Raw genomic sequence first — 14,405 nt, 5'->3', positions numbered from 1 at the left:
CGGCGATGGGAGAGCGCCGGGGACGGGGCGCCGTACGGCCGCGACTCGGCGCCGCCGGGTCAGATGGTCGACGCGTCGATGACGAAGCGGTAGCGCACATCGCTGCGCAGCACACGCTCGTACGCCTCGTTGATCCGGTCGGCCCCGATCAGCTCGATCTCCGCGCCGATCCCGTGCTCGGCGCAGAAGTCCAGCATCTCCTGGGTCTCCGGAAGCCCGCCGATCATCGAGCCGGCGAGCGAGCGGCGCCCGGTGAGCAGCGCGTGCGCGTTGACGCCGACCGGCTTCTCCGGCGCGCCGAGCTGGACCAGCGTGCCGTCGGTCCGCAGCAGCCCGAGGTAGGCGGTGAGGTCCAGGTCGGCCGAGACGGTGTTGACGACGAGGTCGAAGTGGCCCGCCAGCTCCGTGAACGTCGCCGGGTCGGAGGTGGCCCGGTAGTCGTGGGCGCCGAGCCGCAGCCCGTCCTCGCGCTTGCGCAGCGACTGGCTGAGCACGGTGACCTCGGCTCCCTTGGCCCGGGCGATCTTCACCCCCAGGTGACCCAGCCCGCCGAGGCCGACGACGGCGACCTTGCGGCCCGGCCCGGCGCCCCAGCGGGTGAGCGGGGAGTACACCGTGACGCCCGCGCACAGCAGCGGCGCGGCCGTGTCCAGCGCCAGCGCGTCGGGGATGCGCAGGGCGTACCGCTCGTCGACCACCAGCTGCCGGGCGTACCCGCCGTACGTCGGCGCGCCGTCCCGCCCGCGGTCGTTGTAGGTGAAGACGACGCCGCCCTCGCCCGTGCAGTACTGCTGCAGCCCGGCGCGGCAGTTGTCGCACTCCCGGCAGGAGTCGACGAAGCAGCCGACGCCGACCCGGTCGCCGGCCGACCAGCGGGTGACCCCGGCGCCGACCGCCGCGACCACCCCGGCGATCTCGTGGCCCGGGACCATCGGGAAGATGCCCGCGCCCCACTCCTCGCCGACCTGGTGGATGTCCGAGTGGCAGATGCCCGCGTAGTGGATGTCGATGAGGATGTCGTGGGCGCCGAGCGCCCGGCGTGGCACGGTGGTCCGCTCCAGCGGCGCCCCGGGGGCCGGGGCGGCGTAGGCCGCGATCCGGCCGGCGTCCGCCGCCGCGGTGGTCGTGACGGTGTCGGTGGTCGTCGTGTTCGTCATGCCTCAAGACTCGGCGCGCCGCGCACGGCCAACCAGGCCAGTGGTCTTCGTACGTTTCCCGTTCCTACCACGGGTGGTATCACCCTCCACGCCGCCGCGCCCCCGGGCGCGGGCCCATACTGGCTGGCATGGACCAGCGCACCGAGCTCAGCGAATTCCTGCGGTCCCGCCGGGCGCGGCTGCGGCCCGCCGACGTCGGGCTGCCCGACTACGGGGGCCGGCGGCGGGTGCCCGGGCTGCGGCGCGAGGAACTGGCGCAACTGGCCGGGGTGAGCACGGCGTACTACGTGCGGCTGGAGCAGGGGCACGGGGAGAACGTCTCGACGGCCGTCCTGGACGCGATCGCCCGCGCCCTGCGCCTCGACGCCGCCGAGCGCGAGCACCTGCTCCGGATCACCAGGCCGGCCCGCCGTGCCGCGGGACGGGCCCGCGCGGCGCGCCCGCAGCAGGTGCGGCCCGAACTGCAGCGGTTCCTGGACGCGATGGACGGTGTCCCGGCGTACGTGCTCGGCCGGCGGCTCGACGTGATCGCCTGGAACCGCCTCGGCAACGCCCTGATCGGCGACATCGCCGCGCTGCCGCCGGAGCAGCGCAACCTGGCCTGGCTGGTCTTCCTCGACGAGACGGCTCGCGAGCTGTTCGTGGACTGGGAGGGCAAGGCGACCGACCTGGTGGGGATGCTCCGGCTGGACGCGGGCCGGGACCCGGACGACCCCCGGCTCGCCGCGCTGATCGGCGAGCTGTCGGTCAAGAGCGAGGACTTCCGCCGGCTGTGGGCGGCGCACAACGTCCAGGACAAGGGCCACGGCGTCAAGGAGCTGAGCCACCCGGTGGTCGGCCGGCTGTCCCTCCGCTACGAGACCTTCCGCCCGGCCGGTGACCCGGACCAGGTGCTGGTCGCCTACCACGCCGACCCGGGCTCCTCCTCGGCGGAGTCGCTGCGCCTGCTGGCCAGCTGGACGGCGGCGGAGCCCGGAGCGGTGCGGGAAACGGCCGCCGAAGCGGTAGCGGAGACGGCAGGGGAAACGCGGTCGTCGACAGGCCGCTAGTCCTCTTCACCGGGCGTGACCTGGTCCGATGGTCCCGGGTGCACCGGGACCGCCGGCCCTGTCCGGACCCCCGCACGCGGCCGTTTACTGGACCTGCGCCGGTCCTGGCCACCCCCTGCCCGAAACCGGCCCGGCACCCGTCCGAACGGTGAACACCGGTGGTCCGGCGGGTGGCTGACGGGTGATTAGGCTGCGGCCCATGGACCTGGACACCACCAGCAGCACCGCCGAGTACGACCGGTTGATCGCACGCCACCACGCCATGCGCCTGCGCCGGCAGATCCTGGCGCCGGCGCCGGCCTTCGCGGCGGCGCCCGGTGACGGGGCCCACGGCCGGACCGGCGACCGGACCCACGACGATTCCTACGGCGGGACCTGCGACGGGGCGCGGGACGCCGCCGCCGACCAGCGGCTGATCCTCGGCGCCCTCGGGCTGGTCACCCCGTTCGCCGACCTCATCGACCACCTCTACGCGTTCATGTTCCGCCGCCGCCCCTTCCTGCGCGCGCTGTTCCCGGAGTCCATGGAGTTCCAGCAGGTCCACCTGGAGCGGATGTTCGAGTACCTGATCGAGCACCTGGACCAGCCCGGCCGGCTCTCCGCCACGCTCGCCCAGCTCGGCCGCGACCACCGCAAGCTGGGTGTCCGCCCGGTCCACTACGAGGCCTTCGAGGAGGCGCTCCGCGAGGCGATCCGGCTGCGGGCCGGCGCCCGCTGGACCGTCGAGCTGGAGGGCGCCTGGGTGCGGATGCTGCGCTTCGGCGTCCGGTCGATGGTGGCGGGCGCCGAGTCGGCGCTCACCGAACCACCGTACTGGCACGCCACCGTCGTCGGCCACGAGCGCCGCCGCGCCGACCTCGCGGTGGTCCGGGTGCGCACCGGCGAGCCGTACCCGTACCGCGCCGGACAGTACGGGACGGTCGAGCACCCGCTGCTGCCGCACACCTGGCGCCAGTACTCGATGGGCTGCGCGCCGCGCGCCGACAACGAGCTGGAGTTCCACGTCCGCCGCACCGGGCCGGGCGGGGTGAGCGAGGCACTGGTCGAGCACACCGCCGTCGGCGAGCGGCTGCGGCTCGGCCCGCCGCGCGGCACGCTGATGCCGGAGGACGACACCCGGGACCTCCTGCTGGTGGCCGGAGGCACCGGGCTCGCCCCGATGAAGGCGATCGTCGAGGAGCTGGTGGAGCACCGGCCGCGCGGGCGCCGGGTCCACCTGTTCGTCGGGGCGCGGGCCCGGGCCGACCTCTACGACTGGCCGGCCCTCGCCGAACTCGGCGGCCGCAAGCCCTGGCTGGAGCTGATCCCGGTCGCGGACGACGCCGCCGCCGGCCCGCGCGGCCGGCTGGCCGAGGCGGTCAGCCGGGCCGGCGACTGGTCCGAGCACCTGGCCTGCGTCAGCGGCCCGGCGGGCCTGGTCGACGAGGTCCGCACCCGGCTGGCCGCCTCCGGCCTGCCGCCCACCCGGATCCACCACGACCCGGTGCTCGCCCGCCTCTGAGCCCCGGCGGCTACCGGTAGCAGTACGAGTCCGAGGAGGCGTCCCCGCCCGCCAGGTGCGTCTGGTGCACCCGCAGTCCCTGGAACTCCTCCCCGTGCGGGAAGAACCGCGGGTCCACGGTGAGCCCGCCGCGCTCCGGGTCGGCGTCCAGCTTGACGATCCACGGCTCGATGCCGCCGGGGTAGAACTGGTCGTCCCACGACCCGTACAGCGAGTTGGTGAGGTAGAGCCGCCGCCCGTCCCGGCTGATCTCGACCATCTGCGGCGCGCCGCTCAACGGGCGGTCCGGCTCGGCCGGGTGCGGCGTGCGGGCGGTCACCCCGCCGAGCCGCACCGACCCGGTGAGGCGGGGGTGGAACGGGTCCGCCACGTCGTACTGCAGCAGCTCGCCGGTGCCCCAGGCGGAGACGTACAGCCAGCGGTCGTCGACCGACAGGTTGATGTCGGTGACCAGCGGCGGCACGGCGCCGAACGGCTGCAGCACGGGCGGCAGGTCCTCGGCCTTCGCCGGCTCGGCGGGGATCTCGATCACCTTGCGCGCGGTGAACGCCTCGCCGTCCCGGTACCAGAGCCAGACCGAGGCCGAGAGGTCCTCCACATTGGTGACCACCCCGGCGAACCCCCACTCCGCCTGCGGGTCGTGGGCCGGGCGCAGCTCCAGCACCATCTGGTACTGGTCGCCCAGGTCGATCCGCTGCAGGTGCCGCCCCGAGTCCAGCTCCCAGAAGTGCAGCGCGTGCCCGTACTTGCGGCCGAGCAGCAACTCCGGCACCACGCCGTCCTCGACCATCCACGGCGTGCCCCACTCGCTGGTGACGCCCACGTTGGTGCCCAGGTGCCACCACACGTCGTAGGAGAAGTTCTGCGGGCCGCGCTCGGTCTCCCAGGGGCGCAGCACGTCGAAGGTGGTGTGGTCGAGCAGGGCGACCCCGCCGGGGCCGTCGCCGCCGGCCGCCGCGCCCAGGCAGGACAGGAAGACGCCGTCCGGGCCGCAGTGCAGGGTGTGCGGGCGCGAGTACCCGGCTCTGGCCGCCAGCTCCTCCGCCGCCACCGTCTTGACCAGTCTCGGGCGCACCGGGTCGGGGCGGGTGTCCAGGACGTGCAGCCGCGAGGAGCGCAGGCCCGGCAGCAGCAGGTAGCGCCGCTCGGCGTCGTGGTGGCCGGCGTGCGCGAGCGCGCTGGAGCAGGCGTTCCAGCCGAAGTGGTGCAGCTCGTCGCCCACCCCGGGCATGTCGGTGAGGTTGAGCACGCGCCCGTAGCTCGGCGACGCCGGGTCGGTGTCGACGGTGATCAGCGCGTCCGGCCGCTGGGCCGACCGGTCGAAGCCCGCCACGTAGGCGAGCTTCTCCGGCGGCGCGGCGATCGCCTCGGCGGGCGTGCGGTACAGGGAGGGATCGCTGTGGCCGGGCTGCCGGTCGTGCTGCGGGCCGTGTCCGTGCGGCATGCTGGCTCCTCAACTCGCCTGTTCGGCAAGGGAAGTGACAGGGGCCCGGGTAGCCTTCCACAGACTCGCGGGCGCACAGCAGGCGCACGGGGAGCGGGCGGGGGGCCGGGGGCGGCGCACCCCCGGCCCCCCGAGGGCGTGTCGGGCGGCTCAGCGCACGGCGAGCGGGAAGTACGCCCCGAGCCATCGGTCGAGTTCGGCGAACACCTGGGTACGGGCGGTCTCGCCGGACAGCACGAGGTCGTGCATGCCGCCCTTGATCCGGACGATCGTCACGTGCCGGCCCAGGCGGGGGCCGGCGGCGGCGATGTCGTCGGCGCGCAGGACGGCGTCCGCGTGGTGCAGGGCGGCGTGCCAGCGGGTCGTGGAGATGGAGGCGGTGGAGGCCATCAGCAGCACCGGCACGTCGATCCCGAGCCCGCGCCGCAGCTCCCGGTGACCGCGCTGGACGGCGGCCAGCCAGCCCGCGAACAGCGGCACGCCCTCGGCCGGCTTGAGCTTCAGGTCGAAGTCCCACTCGCCGCGGAAGTCGCGGTGCAGGCTGTGCACGTAATGCGGGTTGAGGGCGGAGGGCAGCACCCGGGTGGGCGCGAGGCGGCCGATCGCGTCCAGCGCCGGGGCGCCGATCGCGCGCACGGCGGCGGCGGCCGGCATGGAGAGGAACGGGCTGTTGAGGAACAGCCCGTCGACCAGGCCCCGCCCGGCGCGGCGCCCGGCCCACAGCGCGGCGATCAGCCCGCCGGTGGAGTGGCCGTTGACCAGCAGCCGGGTGTGGCCGTCCCGCTCCCGGATGATCCGCACCGCCGCGTCCAGCTCCTCGTCGTACGTCGCGAGGTCGCGGACGAAGTTCGGCGAGTGGTGCGGGCGCAGCGACCGGCCGTACTTGCGCAGGTCGAGCGCGTAGAAGGAGAAGCCGGCGGCGGTGTAGTGGTCGGCCAGGTGGGTCTGGAACCAGTAGTCGTTGTAGCCGTGGATGTAGAGCACGGCCTGATCCGCGCCGGGGACCAGCCGGCGGACCAGGGTGGCCGAGACCTCGCCCTCCTCGTCGGGCCGCAGCGGCAGCTCGGCGGCCTGGTAGGGGGCGCCGAGGATGTCTTCGCGGAACTCCATGGCCACGTGCACCCGCTTTCTGCTCTGGGACGGGGATTCCCGGGGAATCCCGACGATACCGGCCGGTAGCCTCCGGCGTGACGGCGACTCGGGCCGGGCGCCTATGCTGCGGACATGTCCGAGACGCCCGATCCGTCCAGCCCGCCCGACGAACCCGTGCCGGTGGCGCGGCGCACCGACCTCGGGCAGGCGAAGCTGCTGCCCGACGTCGACCACGACGGCGGGTGGCTGCTGACCCTCGACGACACCCCGCAGTCCTACGTCGACCTCGGCGACCCGTCCCACCTGGAGTTCGAGTACGTCCAGCGCCTCGGTCACCTGGTCGACGCGCTCGGCGAGCCCGGCCGCCCGCTGGACGCCCTGCACCTGGGCGGCGGCGCGCTGACCGTGCCCCGCTACCTGGCCGCCACCCGCCCCGGCTCGCGCCAGCGCGTGGTGGAGGTGGACGGCCCGCTGCTCGACCTGGTCGAGCGGCACCTCCCGTGGCACGGGTCCGGCGTCGACATCACCGCCGAGGTCGGGGAAGCCCGCGCCGCCCTCGCGGTGACCGCCCGGTCCGCACCCGGATCGCTGGACCTCGTCGTCGCGGACGTCTTCCACGGCTCGCGCACCCCCGGGCACCTCACCTCGGTGGAGTTCCTACGACTGGCGGCGGCCGCGCTGCGCCCGGGCGGCTGCTACGCGGCGAACCTGGCCGACGGCCCGCCGCTCGCCTTCGCCCGCGCCCAGGCGGCGACGCTGCTCGCGGTCTTCCCGCAGGCCTGCCTGGTCGCCGAGGCGCCGGTGCTGCGCGGGCGGCGGTACGGCAACATCCTGCTGGTCGGCTCGGACGGGCCGCTGCCGGTCGAGGACCTGGCCCGCCGGCTGGCCTCGGACATCTTCCCGGCCCGGCTCACCGAGGGGACCGGCCTGGCCGCCTTCGCCGCCCGCACGCCGCCGGTCACCGACGCCACCGCCACCGACTCCCCGCCGCCGCCGGACGGCGCCTTCAGCATCGGCTGAGCGGTTGCGGCGCGCCGACGCCACGCACCCCGGTTCGCGCACGCCCCGGTGTCAGAATCGGCGGGTCCGCGCGGGGACACCCGCCACACCGTGGGGAAGCGAGCGGGAGATGAGCAGCGTGGAGCGTCCTGAGCTGGCGGCGGTGCCCGAGACGGCGCTGTGGACGCTCTGGCAGCGGGCCGTCGAGGCCCGTCGGCCGGATGCCGTGCTCCGCGACCCGAAGGCGGTGGACCTGGTCGAGCGGATCGACTACCCGTTCGCCGAGCGGTTCGGCACGAGTGGCCTCCAGTCCCACCTCCAGGCGCTCCGGGTGGGCTGCTTCGACCGCGAGGTGGCGGACTTCCTGGCCCGTGAGCCGCGCGGCACCGTGGTCTGTCTGGGGGAGGGCCTGGAGACGCAGTACTGGCGCGTCGACAACGGCCGCGCCCACTGGCTCTCCGTTGACCTCCCCGACATGGTGGCCCTGCGCGAGCGCGTGCTGCCGCCCGGCCCGCGCCGGCGCTGTCTGGCGGCCGACGCCACCGACCTGGGGTGGGCCGACGAGGTCGACCGTGACCGCGCGGTCCTGGTCACCGCGCAGGGCCTGTGCATGTACCTCCCCCCGGCCCGGGTGAAGGCCCTGATCGCGGGCTGTGCGGACCGGTTCCCCGGCGGCTCGATGGTCGTGGACGCCGTACCGCGCTGGTTCGCACGGCTCACCGTGAGCGGGAGGATGCGCACCGCCGCCTACCAGGTGCCCGTCATGCCGTGGGCGATGGACGCCGGCGAGCGCGACGGGCTCCGCACCGCGAGCCCGGCGGTGACGGCTGTCCGCGACGTCCGCCCGACGGGCGGACGCGGTCTCCTCGGGGCTCTCCTGCCCCTGGCCCTGACCGTCCCGCCGCTGGCCGCCCACCGTCCCTCGGTCACGGTCCTGAACTTCGCCGAAGGCCCGGACCGGGGCGCCGGGAGCCGGTAGGCGGCCAAGGGTCCGTGCCCAGGTGTGGCCGGATCGAGGCCGAATGTGCAGCGGACTCCCAGGTTCCTCTCCGAAACCTGAAAGAGATGCCCTCTAGCCTGAGTGTTCTTCGAACGAACTGCATCCGAGCGAAGGAGAGATTGGCATGTCCACATCGTTATCGGGGGTGCTCCCGTCGGGGATGCCGAGTGGCGATCAGGAGGTAGCGGGTGGCTCCGGGCGGCCGGCGCGCGGGTGGCGCGGGCTGCTGGCCGGCTCCGGGGAGGGGCCGCGCTGGGCACGGCCGGCGCTGTGGGCGCTGTTGCTGGTCACCGCGGTGCTCTACCTGTGGGGACTGGGCGCGTCGGGGAACGCCAACTCGTTCTACGCGGCGTCGACGTGGGCGGGAACCCGGAGTTGGAAGGCGCTGTTCTTCGCCTCGCTCGATCCCGGCAACGCGATCACGGTGGACAAACCCCCGGCGTCGCTGTGGGTGATGGCGCTCTCCGGGAGGATCTTCGGCTTCAGCAGTTGGAGCATGCTGGTGCCGCAGGCGCTGGAGGGGGTGCTCTCGGTCGCGCTGCTCCACTCGGCCGTGCGGCGCTGGTCCGGGCCGGTGGCCGGGCTGTTGGCCGGCTTCGTGCTGGCCGTCACGCCGGTGGCGGCACTGATGTTCCGGTTCAACAACCCGGACGCGATGCTGGTGCTGCTCATGATGCTGGCCTGCTGGGCCACGGTCCGGTCGGTCGAGGCCGGGCAGGCGCGCTGGGTGGTGCTCGCGGGCGCGGCGGTGGGCCTCGCCTTCCTGACGAAGATGCTGCAGGGCTATGTGATCGTCCCCGTGCTGGTGCTGGTCCATCTGTGGGCGGCGCCGGTCTCCCTGGCCAAGCGGTTGCGGAACATGCTCTGGGGCGCGCTGTCGGTCGCCGTCTCGACCGGCTGGTTCGTACTGGTGGCCGCGCTCTGGCCGGCCTCGTCCCGCCCGTTCATCGGTGGCTCGCGCAACAACAGCGAGTGGCAGTTGGCCCTCGGCTACAACGGGCTGGGCCGGATCTTCGGTGGTGACGGCAACCTGCCCGGCGGGGGTCCAGGCGGTGGGATGCCCGGTGGGGACGCCGGAATCACCCGGATGTTCAACCCGGGCTTCGGCGGGGAGGTCGCGTGGCTGCTGCCGAGCGCGCTGGTCGCCCTGGTCGCCCTGGTGGTCCTCACCTGGCGCGCGCCGCGCACCGACCGGGTGCGGGCTGCCGCGCTGCTGTGGGGCGGCTGGCTCGTGATCAACGGTGTGATCTTCAGCTTCATGAGCGGGATCATCCATCCCTACTACGCCGTGGCGCTCGCCCCGCCGATCGGGGCGCTGGTCGGCGTCGGCGCGTGCGAGATGTGGCGGCGGCGCGACGTCCCGTGGGCCCGGGTCGTACTGTCGCTGATGACGGCGGCGGCCGGAGCCTCGGCGTTCCTCCTCCTGGGCCGGGACTCGTCCTGGCTGCCGTGGCTGCGGTGGACGCTGCTGGTGGCGGCCGTCGTCGGGGCGGTGGCGCTGGTCGCGGCGGCGCGGGCGCGGCGTGCGGTGACGGTGACCGCGGTGGTGGCCTCGCTGGTCGGCGGTCTCGGCGGTTCCGCCGCGTGGGCGGTGGCCACCGCGTCCCAGCCGCACGGCGGCCCGATCCCGGTCTCGGGGCCGGACGGCGCGGGTGAGCCGGGCGGCCCCGGCCGGAGTACCGCCGGCCCCGCGCTGGTGCGGCTGCTGAAGGAGACGAACAACCGCTGGGCGGCGGCGACGGTCGGTGCCGGGCAGGCGGCGAGCCTGCAACTCGCCAGCCACAAGGCGGTCATGGCGATGGGCGGCTTCAGCGCGAGTGACAACTCGCCGACGCTGGAGCAGTTCAAGCGGTACGTCGCCAAGGGCGAGATCCACTACCTGGTCGCCGGAGGCCGGATGCCCGGCCGGGGTCCGGCCCCCGCGGTGCCCGCCGGACCCGACGGGGGGAGCGCGAGCGGGACTCCGGCCGCCCCCGGCGGTCCGGGTGACGGGCCGCAGCCGCCCGGTGCCGGTCCGACCGCCGTGCCCGGCGGGGGCGACGGCAACCAGATCGGCGAGATCGAGTCGTGGGTCGAGGAGAACTTCCAGAAGATCACCGTGGACACCAGGACGGTCTACGACCTCACCCGGCGGAAGAGCTGAGTTCGCGTCACCAAGCCCTGCCGCGAGACCCGCCGCGAGACCCGCCACCGCCGGATCGCCGAGGACGCCCCCCGCACCGCCACGACCGGCGACTCCGCCGTCCGGCCGTCCACCGCCCGTCCGCCGCCCGTCCGGGCGTCACCGGGGTCGAAGGACCGCCCGTCGGTGATCGCCCTGCGCTTCGCGGACCGCGCGGGCCGTACGGACCGCATGGACCACGGCGACCGCACCGGCCGCGCGCACGGCGCCGGCGGCGAGCCGGGCACCGGAACCGGGGACCTGCCCCGTACGTCCTAACCAGCGGTGATCGGCCGAGGGGACGGGCCGCCCGGCACGTTAGGCTGCATCCTCGGGGAGCGGCCTGGTGCCGCCATCGGACGACGTCGGGACCGGCGGACGGGCCGTGGGGACCTGATCGGGACCCGGACGGGCCGCCACGGATCCCGTCCTGCCACGGAGGTACTGGCCTTGCTGCACATCGACGCCTGGATCGAAGGCGTACCACCGGGCGCGGTGTACGCCCTGGTGGCTCTGATCATCGGACTGGAGTCGCTGGGGATCCCGCTCCCGGGGGAGATCGCCCTGGTCTCCGCCGCCCTGCTGTCCGCGCGCGGCGTGGTCAGCCCGGTCTGGGTGGCGGTCTGCGCGATCCTCGGCGCGATCATCGGCGACTCGATCGGCTACTCGATCGGCCGCAGGGGCGGCAAGCCGCTGTTCGAGAAGCTCGGGCGGAGGTTCCCCAAGCACTTCGGCCCCGGCCACCTGGCCACCGCCGAGCGCTCCTTCCAGAAGTGGGGCATGTGGGCGGTCTTCTTCGGCCGCTTCATCGCGCTGCTGCGCATCTTCGCCGGGCCGCTGGCCGGCGCGCTGAAGATGCCGTACTGGAAGTTCCTGATCGCCAACGTCTTCGGCGGCATCGTCTGGGCCGGCGGCACCACCCTGCTGGTCTACCAGGTGGGCAAGGTCGCCGAGCAGTGGCTGTCGAAGTTCTCCTGGATCGGCCTGCTGGTCGCCGCGGCGGGCGGCGCCCTCTCGGCGTGGCTGATGAAGCGCCGTGCGGCCAAGAACGCCCAGGCCCACGAGGCGGAGGACGCCGCCGCGCGGGACGGGGCCGCCGCCCCGACGGTCACCGCGCCCGCTGCGGACTGACCGGTCCGGACCCTCCCGGACCCTCCCTGGTCCACCCCTGGTCCGCCGGGTCCACCCGACCCGCCCGGACCGTCGCGAACGCCGCTGTCCGGACCACCTCCCGGCAGCGGCGTTCGCGTGGAGCGACACTTGAGCACGACCCGAGCACGACGGAGAAGTGAGAACAGCATGCGGATCGGACTCCTGGGCACCGGCCCCTGGGCACAGCGGGTGCACGCGCCCGTCCTGGCGGCGCACCCCGGCATCGAGTTCGCGGGCGTCTGGGGCCGGCGCCCCGAGGCGGCCGCCGAACTCGGCGGTCGGTACGGCGTCCCCGTCCACGCCGACCTGGACCGGCTGCTCGCCGACGTCGACGCCGTCTCCATCGCCGTGCCCCCGACCGTGCAGGCCGACCTCGCCGTTCGCGCCGCCGAGGCCGGCCGCCACCTGCTGCTCGACAAGCCCGTGGCGCTCACCGTGGCCGACGCCCGCCGGGTGGTCGAGGCGGCCGAGGCGCACCGCGTCGCCTCGGTGGTCTTCTTCACCCTCCGCTTCGGCGGCGAGCAGCTGCCCTGGATCGAGGAGCAGGCGGCCGTCGGCGGCTGGTTCACCGGCCGCTCGGACTGGTTCGGCTCGGTGTTCGCCCCCGACTCCACCAGCCCGTACGCGGCCTCGCCCTGGCGCGAGGAGAAGGGCGCGCTCTGGGACGTCGGCCCGCACGCGCTCTCCGTGCTGCTCCCGGTGATCGGCGACGCCACCTCCGTCACCGCCGTGGCCGGACCGCTGGACACCATCCACCTGGTGCTGCGCCACGTCGGCGGCGCCTCCAGCACCCTCGGGCTGAGCCTGACCACCCCGGTCGCCGGCGGCGGCACCGGGATGGAGTTGCGCGGCGAATCCGGCACCGTCCAGCTCCCGGCGCGCGGCGAGGGGCCGATCGCGGCCTTCCACCGCGCCCTGGACGCGCTGGCGACCGCCGCCCGCACGGGCGAGCCGCACCCGTGCTCGGCCGCCTTCGGCCTGCGCACCGTCGAGATCCTGGCCGCCGCCGAGCGCTCGCTGGCCACCGGGACCACCGTCGAGGTCTGAGCCGCCTCCGGTCCCCGGCCCGCCCGCCGTCAGCCGCGCAGCAGCAGGTCCGCGAACTCCCGCACCCGGTCCGCGGTGATGCCCTCGCGCTGCTCGACGGCGAGCGGGTGGTCGGTGGGCTCCAGCTCGATCAGCGGACGCAGGCCCACCGCCCGGGTACGGACATGGGTCTTGAGCAGCAGCGTGGACTCCGGGTAGACCGGCAGCTCGGTCGTCAGCCAGCCGAAGTACGGCGGCTCCTGCTCCCGCGCCGGGTCCTCCCACAGGTCGTGGACCCGGGCGAAGTTGGCCTCGCTCAGCGACACCCAGACGCCCCAGGAGAAGGGGTCGCCGCCGTCCAGCACCGGAATCTCGATCAGGCCGTGGACGTAGAAGTGACGGCCCTTGATCACGCACTGGTCGCCGGTGAGCTCGCTGTCCCGGCGCCGGGCGTAGCGCGGCTTCCAGTTCACCGGAGCCGGGGAGCCGTACGAGCGGGGCGGGCCGTCGTGCCGTCCGTCGCAGCAGGAGCAGGCGAACGCGTGTTCGGTGGTGGACATGGCGCAGAGCATAGGCGAGCCCGCGGCGCCCGCCGTCGGCGCCCCGTGCGAGGGTGGAGGGGTGAATCTGGAGGACCTCGTCCGGCTGCGCCGGGCCCGTGACGCGATGGACCGCGACTACGCGCGGCCGCTGGACGTGCCGGCACTGGCACGGGTGGCGCTGATGTCGCCCGGCCACTTCTCGCGATGCTTCCGGGCGGCGTTCGGGGAGACGCCGTACGGCTACCTCATGACCCGGCGGATCGAGCGGGCCAAGGCGCTGCTGCGGCGCGGAGACCTGTCGGTCACCGAGGTGTGCTTCGCGGTGGGCTGCACCTCGCTGGGGTCGTTCAGCACGCGGTTCACCGAACTGGTCGGGGAGAGCCCGAGCGCCTACCGGGCGCGCGGCCACGAGGGCGGCGCCGCGATCCCGGCGTGCTACGCCAAGCTCTACACGCGACCGGTCAGGAACAGCGGCCGGGAACGGACCGCTCGGGAGCGGACCGGTCAGGAACGGAGAAGCGCGACGCCCGCCCCACCAGTAGCGTGAGCCCCATGGACATCAAGCTCTCACAGTGCTTCATCGCCGTCGACGACCACGACAAGGCGCTCGGCTTCTACCGCGACGTCCTCGGCCTTGAGGTGCGCAACGACGTGGGTTTCGAGAACATGCGCTGGGTGACCGTCGGCGCCCCGTCGCAGCCGGACGTGGACATCGTGCTGGAGCCGCCGCTGGCGGACCCGAACGCCTCGCCGGCCGACCGGCAGGCGATGGCGGAGCTGCTGGCGAAGGGCCTGCTGCGGGCGGTCATCTTCGCCACCGAGGACTGCGACGCGACCTTCGAGCGGATCCGCGCGGCCGGCGGCGAGGTGCTCCAGGAGCCGATCGACCAGCCGTACGGCGTCCGCGACTGCGCCTTCCGCGACCCGGCCGGCAACATGCTGCGCTTCACCCAGCGCCGGGCCGGGTAGCGCCCCCTCGCCCCTCGCCGGGGCACGACACCTGCCCGCCGCCGTCCACCCCGACTCCGGGTCCGTGCCCCCGGCCGGGTCATACCCGGGTAGCACCCGGCGGGTTGGCTCTGCGGTATGACGCCCCCGCACCGTCCCGGCCCGTACCTTCGCCGTACGGGCCGACCGCGACGGGCGGTCGGCCGGCAGGCGGGAAACGGGGAGCTGGCGAGCATGCGCGAACGGGGCGCGGGGCAGGAAGCGCGGGGCCTGCGGGCCGTCCGGAGGGGCGTCGCGGTCGCCCTGGCGGCGACCACGGTGCTGGGAGCCGCCG

General features: G+C 74.5%; 14 protein-coding genes. 10 read left to right on the top strand and 4 right to left on the bottom strand.

The features are described from left to right. Positions 1–59 precede the first annotated feature (59 nt). A complete protein-coding gene (locus ABD308_RS38600) occupies positions 60–1,157 on the bottom strand; it encodes an NAD(P)-dependent alcohol dehydrogenase (RefSeq protein WP_344345657.1) in 1,098 nt (365 codons plus the stop codon). 128 nt (positions 1,158–1,285) lie between these two features. On the opposite strand from ABD308_RS38600, the gene ABD308_RS38595 reads away from it, so the two are divergent. Together ABD308_RS38595 and ABD308_RS38590 are read left to right on the top strand one after the other, a co-directional pair. Further along, on the top strand, positions 1,286–2,206 hold the full coding sequence (locus ABD308_RS38595) for a helix-turn-helix domain-containing protein (protein WP_344345655.1): 921 nt from the start codon (positions 1,286–1,288) through the stop codon (positions 2,204–2,206). Between the two features lie 199 nt (positions 2,207–2,405). Continuing rightward, positions 2,406–3,707 carry a globin domain-containing protein gene (locus tag ABD308_RS38590; RefSeq protein WP_344345653.1) on the top strand — a complete coding sequence of 434 codons (1,302 nt, stop codon included), beginning with the start codon at positions 2,406–2,408 and terminating at the stop codon, positions 3,705–3,707. 10 nt (positions 3,708–3,717) lie between these two features. Here the strand turns inward: ABD308_RS38590 and ABD308_RS38585 are convergent, their stop codons facing one another. Together ABD308_RS38585 and ABD308_RS38580 are read right to left on the bottom strand one after the other, a co-directional pair. Next, the gene (locus ABD308_RS38585; RefSeq protein ID WP_344345651.1) at positions 3,718–5,151 is read right to left on the bottom strand and encodes a selenium-binding protein SBP56-related protein; all 1,434 of its coding nucleotides are present in this window, start codon (positions 5,149–5,151) and stop codon (positions 3,718–3,720) included. A 150-nt stretch (positions 5,152–5,301) separates the two neighbouring features. Beyond that, positions 5,302–6,261, bottom strand: coding sequence for an alpha/beta hydrolase (locus tag ABD308_RS38580; protein ID WP_344345649.1), 960 nt, complete (start codon positions 6,259–6,261; stop codon positions 5,302–5,304). Between the two features lie 114 nt (positions 6,262–6,375). On the opposite strand from ABD308_RS38580, the gene ABD308_RS38575 reads away from it, so the two are divergent. From ABD308_RS38575 to ABD308_RS38550, 6 genes are all read left to right on the top strand, one after another. Beyond that, positions 6,376–7,263, top strand: coding sequence for a spermidine synthase (locus ABD308_RS38575; RefSeq protein ID WP_344345648.1), 888 nt, complete (start codon positions 6,376–6,378; stop codon positions 7,261–7,263). Between the two features lie 109 nt (positions 7,264–7,372). Next, the gene (locus ABD308_RS38570) at positions 7,373–8,221 is read left to right on the top strand and encodes a class I SAM-dependent methyltransferase (RefSeq protein WP_344345646.1); all 849 of its coding nucleotides are present in this window, start codon (positions 7,373–7,375) and stop codon (positions 8,219–8,221) included. Positions 8,222–8,366: 145 nt separating this feature from the next. After that, a complete protein-coding gene (locus tag ABD308_RS38565) occupies positions 8,367–10,385 on the top strand; it encodes an ArnT family glycosyltransferase (RefSeq protein WP_344345644.1) in 2,019 nt (672 codons plus the stop codon). A gap of 165 nt (positions 10,386–10,550) precedes the next feature. Continuing rightward, the gene (locus tag ABD308_RS38560) at positions 10,551–10,682 is read left to right on the top strand and encodes a hypothetical protein (RefSeq protein WP_344345642.1); all 132 of its coding nucleotides are present in this window, start codon (positions 10,551–10,553) and stop codon (positions 10,680–10,682) included. 174 nt (positions 10,683–10,856) lie between these two features. Beyond that, positions 10,857–11,534, top strand: coding sequence for a DedA family protein (locus ABD308_RS38555; RefSeq protein WP_344345661.1), 678 nt, complete (start codon positions 10,857–10,859; stop codon positions 11,532–11,534). 168 nt (positions 11,535–11,702) lie between these two features. Beyond that, entirely contained in the window at positions 11,703–12,602 is a 900-nt protein-coding gene (locus tag ABD308_RS38550) for a Gfo/Idh/MocA family protein (protein WP_344345640.1), read from the top strand. Between the two features lie 29 nt (positions 12,603–12,631). On the opposite strand, the gene ABD308_RS38545 is transcribed toward ABD308_RS38550, so the two are convergent. Then, positions 12,632–13,141: a DUF2199 domain-containing protein gene (locus ABD308_RS38545; RefSeq protein ID WP_344345638.1), complete on the bottom strand. Its 510-nt coding sequence runs from the start codon at positions 13,139–13,141 to the stop codon at positions 12,632–12,634. Between the two features lie 61 nt (positions 13,142–13,202). On the opposite strand from ABD308_RS38545, the gene ABD308_RS38540 reads away from it, so the two are divergent. Together ABD308_RS38540 and ABD308_RS38535 are read left to right on the top strand one after the other, a co-directional pair. After that, positions 13,203–13,670 carry a helix-turn-helix transcriptional regulator gene (locus ABD308_RS38540; protein ID WP_425554963.1) on the top strand — a complete coding sequence of 156 codons (468 nt, stop codon included), beginning with the start codon at positions 13,203–13,205 and terminating at the stop codon, positions 13,668–13,670. Between the two features lie 5 nt (positions 13,671–13,675). Further along, positions 13,676–14,092 carry a VOC family protein gene (locus tag ABD308_RS38535; protein ID WP_344345636.1) on the top strand — a complete coding sequence of 139 codons (417 nt, stop codon included), beginning with the start codon at positions 13,676–13,678 and terminating at the stop codon, positions 14,090–14,092. Positions 14,093–14,405 lie beyond the last annotated feature (313 nt).

The organism is Kitasatospora putterlickiae (genome assembly GCF_039527695.1).
Taxonomy (GTDB): Bacteria; Actinomycetota; Actinomycetes; order Streptomycetales; family Streptomycetaceae; genus Kitasatospora; species Kitasatospora putterlickiae.
This window is presented reverse-complemented; position numbering and strand designations above follow the sequence as displayed.